This is a genomic window from Kineococcus gynurae, assembly GCF_042433995.1.
GTDB classification, from domain to species: Bacteria; Actinomycetota; Actinomycetes; order Actinomycetales; family Kineococcaceae; genus Kineococcus; species Kineococcus gynurae.
Genome location: NZ_JBHLUI010000003.1, coordinates 676,333 through 687,109, shown reverse-complemented (window position 1 = coordinate 687,109; position 10,777 = coordinate 676,333). Strand labels below are relative to the sequence as shown.

Sequence of the window (10,777 nt, the reverse complement as noted above, 5' to 3'; positions counted from 1 at the left end):
CCGGGACCCGACGACGACTCTCACAACGGCCCCGCCCGGTAACCCACCCCACGGACCGTCACGACGATCTCGGGGTGCTCGGGGTCGTTCTCGATCTTGGAGCGCAGGCGTTGCACGTGGACGTTGACCAGGCGGGTGTCGGCTGCGTGCCGGTAGCCCCACACCTGCTCCAGCAGCAGCTCGCGGGTGAAGGCCTGCCACGGCTTGCGCGCCAGGGTGACCAGGAGCTCGAACTCCAGCGGGGTCAGGGGCAGCGACCGGCCGTCCCGTCGGACGGAGTGACCGGCGACGTCGATGACCAGGTCACCGATGCGCAACGTCTCCGGCGGACGGTCCCCCGCGGCCCGCAACCGGGCCCGCACGCGGGCGACCAGCTCCTTGGGCTTGAACGGTTTGACCACGTAGTCGTCGGCCCCCGCCTCGAGCCCGAGGACCACGTCCACGGTGTCGCTCTTGGCGGTGAGCATGACGATCGGCACCCCGGACTCCGCGCGGATGGCGCGGCAGACCTCCATGCCGTCGGTGCCCGGGAGCATGAGGTCGAGCAGGACGAGGTCCGGGCGGGTGCTGCGGAAGGCCTCCAGGGCCGAGTCGCCGTCGGCGCAGAAGCGGGCCTCCAGCCCCTCCCCCTGCAGGACGATCCCGAGCATCTCCGCCAAAGCGGTGTCGTCGTCGACCACGAGAACCCGTCCCCTCATGGGCTCAGTCTGCCTGCCCACCACCCCGTCTCGGGGGCGGGACCCGCGGGCCGTGGCAGAGTGGGTGCGCAGATCACCCCCGCGCGGAGGACCGATGAGCGACTGGCAGGCCCCCGACGACCGCCCGGGTCGACCGACCCCGGCTCCGGTGGACCTGTCCAAGACCCCGGGAGCCCGGGGCGGCCCGGACGCCGTCCCGGGACGCGACGCCACCCCCGGCGGTCAGCCGCCGGACGGCGGGGGCTGGGGGGGCACGACCTGGGGCGAGGCCCCGAGCGGCTCGTGGTCCGGGTCGGGCCCGACCGGCGGGTCGGGGGCCGGATCCTCGGGTGGTCCGGACGGGTCGTGGGGGCCGGCACCGGGCTGGGGACCGCCACCGGCACCCCGCCCGGGCATCGTGCCGTTGCGACCGCTCACCCTGGGCGACATCTGGGACGGGGCCTTCCGGGCCTTCCGCTTCAACCCGAAGGTCATGGCCGGCGTCTCCGCCGTCGTGGCCGTCGTGTCCTCGGTGGTGAGCGCGGCCGCCACCTACGCCTTCACGCTCGACTTCGTCGGACTGATGTCCCGCCTGGAGACCGATCCGACCGCGGTCGACGGCTTCGACGACGTGAGCGGACTGCTGACCCAGGGGCTACCGGCGGTCCTCGGCTCCTGGCTGGTCCAGGTCGTCGCCCTGCTCGTCCTCAACGGTCTGCTGATCCTCGCGGTGAGCCGCGCGGTCCTCGGGCAGAGCATCGGGGTCGGCGAGGTGTGGCGCCTCACCCGCCGTCGCCTGCTGGCCCTCGTCGGGCTCTCGCTGGTGGTGGGCACCGTGCCGACCCTCGTCGGGATCGTGACGCTGGCCCCCGGGATCGCGGTCCTCGTCCTGGGCGGTGACAGCGGAGCGGGCCTGGCCACCGGCATCGGTCTGGTCGTCCTGGGGCTGCTGGGGTGGTTGGTCGTCGGCGTCTGGCTCTGGGTCCGCTGGGGTCTGGCCGCCCCGGCGCTGCTGCTGGAGAAGCTCGGGGTGGGTGGGGCCCTCCGACGCTCGGCGGCCCTCGTCCGCGGCTCCTTCTGGCGGGTGCTCGGCATCCTGCTGCTGACGGCCGTGGTCGTCTACTTCGTGATCATGGCGGTGTCGTTGCCGTTCTCCCTGCTGGGCTCGCTCTTCACCGGACTGGACATGAGCGGGGCGGTGCCCTCCAGCGGGGCGTTCTTCCTGCAGACGCTCACCGCGACCGTCGGCAGCATCATCGGCACCACGTTGGCCATGCCGTTCGCCGCCGCCACCACAGCGCTGGTCTACATCGACCTCCGGATCCGCCGCGAGGGACTGGACGTCGAGCTGCACCGCGCCGCCGGTGGTGCGGGCCGGTGATCGTCGCCCTCCCGGTCGGGTTCACCCCGGACCGCTCGGAGGCCCGGGAACTACTGGCCCGGGAACTGGCCCGGCCGGAGTACCGCAACACCGACTCGCCGTGGGTGCAACGGCTCTGGGACTGGCTCACGGACGTGCTGGACCGTATCCGGGTGCCCGACCTGTCGGGGCTGGGTCTCGGTCCGATCCTCCTCGTCCTGCTGCTGCTGGGTGCCGTGGTCTGGATCCTGCTGGCCGTCGGGCGGCCCCGGCGCGGGGAGCGGACCCGGGCGGCGGCGGTCTTCGACTCCCCCGCGCTCAGCGCGGCCGACCACGACCGCCTCGCGGACGAGGCCGCCGCGGCGGGACGCTTTGCCGACGCCGTCGTCGAGCGGTTCCGCGCGCTGACGCGTTCGCTGGTGGAGCGCGACGTCATCCCGCCCGTGCCCGGACGCACCGCCCGGGAGGTGGCCGCCGACGCCGCCGGCCAGCTGCCGGAGGCGGGCGAGGCGTTGCACCGCGCCGCCCGGATCTTCGACGACGTCCGCTACGGCGGGCACCCGGCCGGGCCGGCGACCGATCTGGAGCTGCGCGAGCTCCGCACCCGGGTCGGGCGCAGCCGACCGCGCCTGGACCGGCTGGCCGAACCCGTCCTCGACGGCGGGGAGGGTCCGTGAGCCGCACGGCGGCCCCGGCCCCCACCAGCGGCCCGACGCGCCCGCCCGCACGGGGGGCACGGCGTCGGCCGTGGCTGCTGCCGGCCGTCGTCGTGGGGATGGTGCTGCTGCTCGCGCTCGGGGTGGCGGCGACGACCCAGCGGACCACCCGCGACGCCCTCTCGCCGGTCTCGGTCGCTCCCGACGGGTCGCGGGCGCTGGCCCGGGTGCTCGACGCCGCCGGGGTGGACGTGGTCGAGTCGCAGACCTTCACCCGCACGCGTTCCCTGGTCACCGAGGGCGGTGGGGCCGGCAGCGCGGCCGGGCCGACCATCGTGGTGACCGGGACCGACACGTTCTCGACCGGGCGGTCGGAGGCGCTGCGGGACCTCGCCCGCCGCACCGGGTCCACGCTGGTGCTGCTCGCCCCCGACCAACGGGCGCTCGACGTCCTGGCCCCCGGGGTGGAGGACCGCGGACCGGCGGAGGCCGACGTCGTGGTCCCGGCCTGCGCCGACACCGACGCCGAGGCTGCGGGGGCGGCCCGGGCCGGAGGACGGACGTACCGCGTCGCGCCGGGTGACGGGGTGGACGGGACGACCGGCTGCTACCCGGTCCAGGCCGAGGACGGCGCCCGCGCCGCGTCCTGGGTGACGCTGACCGGGGCCGCCTCCCCGACCGGCTCCCGTGTCGTGGTCGTGGGCCAGCCCGAGCTGGTGATGAACCGGTACGGGGCCCAGGACGGCAACGCCGCACTGACGCTGCGCACCCTCGGGGCCGCGCCCGCGCTGGTCTGGTACCGGCCCGCACCCTGGGACGTCGAGACCGGGGAGGCCCGGCCGTTGTCCGAGCTGGTCCCCGCGGCGCTGCTGCCGGCGACCGTCGTCGTGGTCCTGGCGGGCCTGACCCTCGCGCTGTGGCGCGGTCGTCGCTTCGGCCGGGTCGTCGTCGAACCGCTGCCGGTGGTCGTCCGATCGGTGGAGACCGTGGAGGGCCGGGCCCGGCTCTACCACCGGGCGCAGGCCCGCGACCGGGCGGCCGAGGCTCTGCGCTCGGCGGCGGTGGCCCGGCTCCGGGCGGTCCTCCGCCTCGACGCCGGGACGGCCCGCACGGAGGTCGCCGACGCCGTCGCCTGGGCCGCCGGTCTGCCGCCGGTGGGTGTCCGCGAGCTGCTGCTGTCCGGCCCACCGACCGACGACGCGGCGCTCGTCGCCCTCGCGCGCGACCTCGACGAGCTCGAGCGCCGCGTCCGGCGGACCTCGTGAGCCGGCGCCGCCCCCGGGCGGACGGGCACCTGCCCACCGCCCCTTGGAACCCGACCTCGACGGAAGGCCTCCCGTGACCGAGACCCCGCACCCCGCCGCGACCGCCGAGGACGTCGAGGCGGCCCGGTCGGCCCTGCGAGCCGTCCGCCAGGAGGTGGCCAAGGCCGTCGTCGGGCAGGACGCCGCCGTCACCGGTCTGGTCATCGCCGTCCTGTGCCGCGGCCACGTCCTGCTGGAGGGGGTGCCCGGGGTCGCCAAGACCCTGCTGGTGCGGGCGTTGTCGGCCTCGTTGTCCCTGGGGACGAAGCGCGTGCAGTTCACCCCCGACCTGATGCCCGGGGACGTGACCGGGTCGCTGGTCTACGACGCCCGGACCGCCGAGTTCTCCTTCCGCCCCGGCCCCGTCTTCACCAACATCCTGCTGGCCGACGAGATCAACCGGACCCCGCCCAAGACCCAGGCCTCCCTGCTGGAGGCGATGGAGGAGCGACAGGTCTCCATCGACGGGGACCCGCGGCCGTTGCCCGTGCCGTTCCTGGTCGCCGCGACCCAGAACCCCGTCGAGTACGAGGGCACCTACCCCCTGCCCGAGGCCCAGCTGGACCGGTTCCTGCTCAAGCTCACGCTGCCCCTGCCGGGCCGCGACGACGAGGTGGAGGTCCTGGCCCGGCACGCGGCCGGCTTCGACCCCCGCGACCTGGCCGGGGCCGGGGTGCGGGCGGTGGCCTCGCCCGAGCAGCTCGCGGTCGCGGCCGACGCGGTACGGAGGGTGCAGGTGTCGCGCGAGGTGCTCGGCTACGTGGCCGACGTCTGCCGGGCGACCCGTCAGTCGCCGTCGCTGTCGCTCGGGGTGTCCCCTCGTGGGGCCACCGCCCTGCTCAGCACCGCCCGGGCCTGGGCCTGGCTCTCGGGACGCGACTACGTCTCGCCCGACGACGTGAAGGCCCTCGCCCGGCCGACCCTGCGCCACCGGGTCCAGCTGCGTCCCGAGGCCGAGCTGGACGGGGTGAGCGTCGACGCGGTGCTGGACACCGTGCTGGGGTCGGTGGCGGTGCCGCGGTGACCCGGTCCCGGACCGGCCGCGACCGTCACCCCGCCCGGGCCGGGGCGGGCCGCCCGTGGCGCTGACCTGGCGGGCGCCCCTGCTGGTGGTGCTCGGGGTCGCTCTCGTCCTCGTGTGGCCCACGGCGGCCGCGGTCTGGACGTGGGTCGGCGTCTGCGTGGCGCTCGTCGGCCTCGACCTGACGCTCGCGCCCTCACCGCGCTCGCTGCGACTGGCCCGGTCGGTGCCCACGTCGGTGCGCCTCGGTGAACCCCTCACCGTCGAGCTGCAGGTCGCCAACCCCGGTGGTCGGCGGGTCCGGGGGGCCGTGCGCGACGCCTGGCCACCGTCGGCGGGGATCGCGCCGACGGGCGGGCGGTTCGGGCTGGACCTGCCGGCCGGGGAACGGCGCCGATTCACGACTCCGCTGCGGCCCAGCCGGCGCGGGGACCGGCTGGCGGACCGGGTGACGGTGCGCTGCGACGGCCCGTTGGGGCTCGCCCGTCGACAACGCTCGTTCGACGTGCCGGCGCGGCTGCGGGTGCTGCCGCCCTTCACGTCCCGCAAGCACCTCGCCTCCCGGCTCTCCCGCCTGCGCGAGCTGGACGGGCGCAGCAGCGTCCTGCACCGGGGACAGGGCTCGGAGTTCGACTCGTTGCGCGACTACGTCGACGGCGACGACGTGCGCTCGATCGACTGGCGGGCCACGGCCCGCCGGCAGGCCGTCGTCGTCCGGACCTGGCGTCCCGAGCGCGACCGGCGGGTGCTGCTGGTGGTCGACGCGTCGCGCACCTCCGCGGCCCGCATCGGCGGGCCCTCCGGGGCGGACTCCGTCGGGGAGGGGTCCACCGCGTCGTCCGGAGAGCCCCCCATGGAGGTTCGCCTCGACGCCGCCATCGAGGCCGCCCTGCTCACGGCGGCCCTGGCCTCACGGGCCGGTGACCGGGTGGCCCTGGTCGCCCACGACCGTCGGGTGCGGGCCCGGGTGCGCGGGTCCGGCCGCGGGAACCTGCTGCCCGACCTCGTCGCCGCACTCGCCCCGCTGCAACCGGCCCTGGTCGAGGCCGACTGGGACGCGGTGGCGACCGAGATCCGGACCTCGACCCGGCAGCGCGCCCTGGTCGTGCTGCTGACCTCGTTGGACGCGGCCGCGCTCGAGGGCGGCCTGCTCATGGTGCTGGAGCAGCTCGCCGCGCGGCACACGGTGATCCTCGCCGCCGTGGACGACCCGGCCCTCGACGAGCTCGCCGCCCGCCGCGACGACGTGGAGGAGGTCTACGGGGCCGCGGCCGCCGAGGCCGCGCGGGGGGAACGGTCGGCCACCGCGGCCCTGGTCCGGCGCCTGGGTGTCGAGGTCGTGCACGCCGTTCCCGAGGAGCTGGCCCCCGCGGTGGCCGACCGGTACCTGGCGCTCAAGGCGGCCGGGCGGCTCTGACCCTGCCCGGTACCGGACGGTCGCCGGAACAGGTGGACGGCCGACGAACCGGGGCGCGAGACTGGCGACCGCTCACAGCGTGTGAGTCCCCCGCCGACAAGGGGTCGGCCCGGGAAGGTTCCCGCCGGACGGGGGCGCACCGATGACACCTGCACGCCACGATCCCCTCCCGGGGGACTCGACCGCGGCGCTGGCCCGCGACCTGCGGGCCCGCCGGGAGGCGGCGCGGCTGGACCGCTCCGGTCTCGCGGCCCGCCTGCGCGTGTCGCACTGGGCGGTCACCGCGGTCGAGGACGGGACCCTCCTGCCCTCGCAGTCGGTCCTGGAGAGCTGGGTGCTGGCGACGGGGGGTTCCGTCGAGGACGTGGCGAGGTGGCGGGAGCGGCGCTCGGCCCTGCTCCGCGGCGACCGATCGCGGGCCGGGCTGCCGTCACGGACCCCTCCCGGGACCCCACCGAGGACCCCGTCCAGGACCCCACCCAGGACGCCGCCGGGATCGCGGCGCCGGTCGCGCGGGGCGCCCTCGCTGCGGTCGCGCCGGGCGGCGGTCACCGCGCTCTGCGCACTCCTCCTGCTCACCCTGGCCCTGCTGGTGCCGAGCCTGCTGACCCCGTCGGGGACCCCCGTCCCGCCCGCCCCGGGGCCGGCGTCGGGCCCGTCGACGGGCACCGCGCCGAGCACCGCGGTGGCCGACGCCCCGGGCTGATCCGGCCCCCCGACGAAAGATGGTGGCCCCGGGCCAGGACCGGGTGCTAGACCGTTGCGGTGCTCCTCGTCCTGCTCCGCCGCTTCCTGCGGCCCCGTCGGGGCCGTCTCGGACTGGTCCTGCTGCTGCAGCTCGTGCAGACCGTCGCGATGCTCTACCTCCCCCGGCTCAACGCCGACATCATCGACCGCGGCATCGCCACCGGGGACCGCTCGGTGATCCTGTCCACCGGGATGGTCATGCTGGCCGTCACCGTCGTCCAGATCGTCGCCACCATCGCCGCGGTGCGCTTCGGCGCCCAGGTGGCGATGGGGTTGGGGGCCGACCTGCGGGCCGCGGTCTTCGAGCGGGTCCTCGACTTCTCCGCCCGCGAGACCGCCCGCTTCGGAGCCCCCACGCTCATCACCCGCGGCACCAACGACGTGCAGCAGGTGCAGATGCTCGTCTTCGTGACCTCGACCGCGATCGTCGGCGCTCCCATCCTCTGCGTCGGCGGGATCGTCATGGCGCTGCGCGAGGACGTGGGGTTGTCCTGGCTGCTGGTGGTGGCGGTCCCCGTGCTGGTGCTGGGGATGGCCGCCGTCATCGTGCGGCTCGGTCCGTTGTTCCAGACCCAGCAGCGCCGCCTCGACGCCGTGAACCGCGTCCTGCGCGAGCAGCTCACCGGCATCCGGGTCGTGCGCGGGTTCGTCCGCGAGGAGGCCGAGACCCGACGGTTCACGACCGCGAACACCGAACTCACCGAGGTCGCGCTGCGCGCCGGGCGGTTGTTCGCGCTGGTGTTCCCGTTCGTGTTCCTGGTGCTCAACCTGACGTCGGTCGCGGTGATCTGGTTCGGAGCCGCCCGCGTGCAGTCCGGGGAACTCGCCATCGGTTCCCTCATCGCGTTCCTGAGCTACCTGATGCAGATCCTGATGGGCCTGATGATGACGACGTTCCTGGCCGTCATGGGCCCGCGGGCCGCGGTGTCGGCCACCCGCATCGGGGAGGTCCTGGACACCCGGTCCTCGCTGGCCCCGGCCCCGGCCGGGGGCCCCGGACCGGTCGGGCGGGGGCACCTGGAGTTCCGCGACGTGTCCTTCGCCTACCCCGGCGCCGACCGACCGGTCCTGGACCGCGTCTCCTTCGAGGTCCGCCCGGGACGCACCACCGCGATCGTCGGGAGCACCGGGTCGGGCAAGACCACGCTGGTGAACCTGGCGGCCCGGTTGTCCGACCCCACCTCGGGAACGGTCCTCGTGGACGGGGTCGACGTCCGCGACCTTCCCGACGACGACCTCCGCCGCCGGGTCGGGGTGGTCGCCCAGCGCGCGTTCCTGTTCTCCGGAACCGTTGCCTCGAACCTGCGCTACGGCCGCCCCGAGGCCGACGACGAGGAACTCCGGGCGGCCCTGCGGACGGCGCAGGCCGACGACTTCGTGGCACGCATGGGAGCGGGGCTCGACTCCCCGATCTCCCAGGGCGGCGTGAACGTCTCCGGCGGGCAGCGCCAACGCCTCTCCATCGCCCGGTTGCTCGTCGCCGACCCGGGCGTGCAGATCTTCGACGACGCCTTCTCCGCCCTGGACACCGCCACCGACGCACGCCTCCGGGCGGCGCTGGACGAGCGCCGGAGCACCGGCAGCACGGGCGTCCTCGTGGTGGCGCAACGGGTCTCGACGATCGTCGCGGCCGACGAGATCGTCGTCCTCGACGCGGGCCGCGTCGTCGGGCGGGGCCGGCACGAGGAGCTCCTGACCACCTGCCCGGTGTACGCCGAGATCGTCGAGTCGCAGCTCGCGGGGGCCCGCTGATGGCCGGGCACATGCGTCCGGCGGGGCCGCCGCAACGCTCGGTGAACTTCGGCCCCTCGGCCGTCCGGTTGCTCCGGCGGATGGCCCCGGACCGGACCCGGCTCGGCGTCGTGCTGGTGCTCGCGATCGCCTCGGTCGCCGCCTCCGTCACCGGGCCGTTGCTGCTGGCCCGGGCCACCGACTTCGTCGTGGCGACCGCGTTCGCGGGGGCTCCGCTGGACCGGGCGGCCCTCGCCGACGTCGCCGGGCAGACCGTCGCGGTCTACGTGGCCAGCGCGGCGTTCGCCTACGCGCAGGGCGTCCTGCTGAACCGGGTGGTGCAGAACACCGTGCTCACCCTGCGCGCCGACGTCGAGGCGACGCTGCACCGGCTGCCGCTCTCGCACGTCGACTCCACCCCGCGCGGTGAACTCCTCTCGCGGGTGACCAACGACATCGACAACATCTCGCAGAGCCTGCAGCAGACCGTCGGCCAGGCCCTGGTGAACGTCCTCACGGTCGTCGGTGTGCTGGTCATGATGTTCTCGCTGTCGGTCCCGCTCGCGCTGGTCGCCCTGGTCTCGGTCCCGCTGACCCTGGCGGTGGTGACGGTCATCGCCCGACGGTCGCAACCCCTCTTCGTGGACATGTGGCGCGAGATCGGTCAGCTCAACGCCCAGATCGAGGAGAGTTTCACCGGTCACGACGTCGTCACCACCTACGGGCGCCGACGCGAGGTGCGGCAACGGTTCCACGAGCGCAACGCCGCGCTGCGCGAGGCGGGGACCGGAGCGCAGTTCCTGTCCGGGACGATCATGCCCGCGACCATGCTCATCGGGAACCTCGTCTACGTGGCCATCGCCGTGGTCGGCGCGACCATGGTGACGGCGGGTTCGCTCACCATCGGCGGCGTGCAGGCGTTCATCCAGTACTCGCGGCAGTTCTCCCAGCCCCTGGCCCAGCTCGGTTCCATGGCCAACCTGCTGCAGTCCGGGGTCGCCTCGGCCGAGCGGGTGTTCGGCCTGCTGGACGCACCGGCCCAGGAACCCGACCCCGAGGAACCACTCGCCCTGGTCGGGCCGGGGCGGATCGAGTTCGAGGACGTCTCGTTCTCCTACTCCCCCGGGGAACCGCTCATCCGCGACCTGTCGTTCCGGGCCGAGCCCGGGCACACCGTCGCGGTGGTCGGGCCGACCGGGGCCGGGAAGACCACCCTGGTCAACCTGCTGCTGCGCTTCTACGAGGTCGACTCGGGACGGATCCTGCTCGACGGCGTGGACGTGCGCCGGTCCACGCGCGCCGACCTGCGGTCCCGGGCGGCGATCGTGCTGCAGGACACCTGGCTGTTCTCCGGGACGATCGCCGACAACATCGCCTACGGCCGTCCCGGGGCGAGCCGCGAGGAGGTCGTGGCGGCGGCCCGGGCCGCCTCGGTCGACCCCCTGATCCGCTCGCTGCCCGAGGGGTACGACACCGTCGTCGACGAGGACTCCGGTCGGCTGTCGGCGGGCGAGAAGCAGCTGGTCACCATCGCCCGGGCCTACCTCGCGGGAGTGCAGATCCTCGTCCTGGACGAGGCGACCAGTTCGGTCGACACCCGGACCGAGCGTCTCGTGCAGCAGGCGATGTCCCGGTTGCGCCGGGACCGCACCAGCATCGTCATCGCCCACCGCCTCTCCACCATCCGCGACGCCGACCTGATCCTGGTGATGGAGGACGGTCGGGTCGTGGAGCAGGGCGACCACGACGGGTTGCTCGCGGCGGAGGGCGCCTACGCCCGCCTGTACGCCGCCCAGTTCGCCGGACCCGCGACCGAGGAGGCCTCGTCGGGGGTGGGTTAGGCTCCCCTGACCGACCGCCGTCC

At 75.0% G+C, this 10,777-nt stretch carries 9 protein-coding genes; 8 read left to right on the top strand and 1 reads right to left on the bottom strand.

From position 1 onward, the window contains the following. Positions 1-20: 20 nt before the first annotated feature. On the bottom strand, positions 21-698 hold the full coding sequence (gene mtrA / locus ACFFKU_RS04655) for an MtrAB system response regulator MtrA (RefSeq protein WP_380136066.1): 678 nt from the start codon (positions 696-698) through the stop codon (positions 21-23). A gap of 94 nt (positions 699-792) precedes the next feature. Between mtrA and ACFFKU_RS04650 the strand changes: the two genes are divergently transcribed. The 8 genes from ACFFKU_RS04650 to ACFFKU_RS04615 all read left to right on the top strand — a co-directional run bounded on the left by ACFFKU_RS04650 (position 793) and on the right by ACFFKU_RS04615 (position 10,754). Continuing rightward, positions 793-2,058: a glycerophosphoryl diester phosphodiesterase membrane domain-containing protein gene (locus ACFFKU_RS04650; protein WP_380136065.1), complete on the top strand. Its 1,266-nt coding sequence runs from the start codon at positions 793-795 to the stop codon at positions 2,056-2,058. Then, entirely contained in the window at positions 2,055-2,714 is a 660-nt protein-coding gene (locus tag ACFFKU_RS04645; protein WP_380136064.1) for a DUF4129 domain-containing protein, read from the top strand. The genes ACFFKU_RS04650 and ACFFKU_RS04645 overlap by 4 nt, the downstream gene beginning before the upstream one ends. Further along, positions 2,711-3,958: a DUF4350 domain-containing protein gene (locus ACFFKU_RS04640; RefSeq protein WP_380136063.1), complete on the top strand. Its 1,248-nt coding sequence runs from the start codon at positions 2,711-2,713 to the stop codon at positions 3,956-3,958. Before ACFFKU_RS04645 ends, ACFFKU_RS04640 begins: the two co-directional genes overlap by 4 nt. Positions 3,959-4,031: 73 nt before the next feature. Further along, on the top strand, positions 4,032-5,021 hold the full coding sequence (locus ACFFKU_RS04635) for an AAA family ATPase (protein ID WP_380136062.1): 990 nt from the start codon (positions 4,032-4,034) through the stop codon (positions 5,019-5,021). Positions 5,022-5,076: 55 nt separating this feature from the next. Next, entirely contained in the window at positions 5,077-6,435 is a 1,359-nt protein-coding gene (locus ACFFKU_RS04630; RefSeq protein ID WP_380136061.1) for a DUF58 domain-containing protein, read from the top strand. Positions 6,436-6,577: 142 nt separating this feature from the next. Continuing rightward, positions 6,578-7,141, top strand: a complete 564-nt coding sequence (locus ACFFKU_RS04625) for a helix-turn-helix domain-containing protein (RefSeq protein WP_380136060.1) — start codon at positions 6,578-6,580, stop codon at positions 7,139-7,141. A gap of 59 nt (positions 7,142-7,200) precedes the next feature. Continuing rightward, the gene (locus ACFFKU_RS04620; RefSeq protein WP_380136059.1) at positions 7,201-8,934 is read left to right on the top strand and encodes an ABC transporter ATP-binding protein; all 1,734 of its coding nucleotides are present in this window, start codon (positions 7,201-7,203) and stop codon (positions 8,932-8,934) included. Beyond that, positions 8,934-10,754 (top strand): ABC transporter ATP-binding protein, encoded by a 1,821-nt coding sequence (locus ACFFKU_RS04615; protein WP_380136058.1) that lies wholly within the window; start codon positions 8,934-8,936, stop codon positions 10,752-10,754. The genes ACFFKU_RS04620 and ACFFKU_RS04615 overlap by 1 nt, the downstream gene beginning before the upstream one ends. Positions 10,755-10,777: the final 23 nt, after the last annotated feature.

What these genes read in the sequence shown, in the direction of transcription:
- ACFFKU_RS04650 (WP_380136065.1), top strand. Translation starts at nt 793, where the DNA reads ATGAGCGACTGGCAGGCCCCCGACGACCGCCCGGGTCGACCGACCCCG.
- mtrA (WP_380136066.1), bottom strand. Translation starts at nt 698, where the DNA reads ATGAGGGGACGGGTTCTCGTGGTCGACGACGACACCGCTTTGGCGGAG.
- ACFFKU_RS04625 (WP_380136060.1), top strand. Translation starts at nt 6,578, where the DNA reads ATGACACCTGCACGCCACGATCCCCTCCCGGGGGACTCGACCGCGGCG.
- ACFFKU_RS04615 (WP_380136058.1), top strand. Translation starts at nt 8,934, where the DNA reads ATGGCCGGGCACATGCGTCCGGCGGGGCCGCCGCAACGCTCGGTGAAC.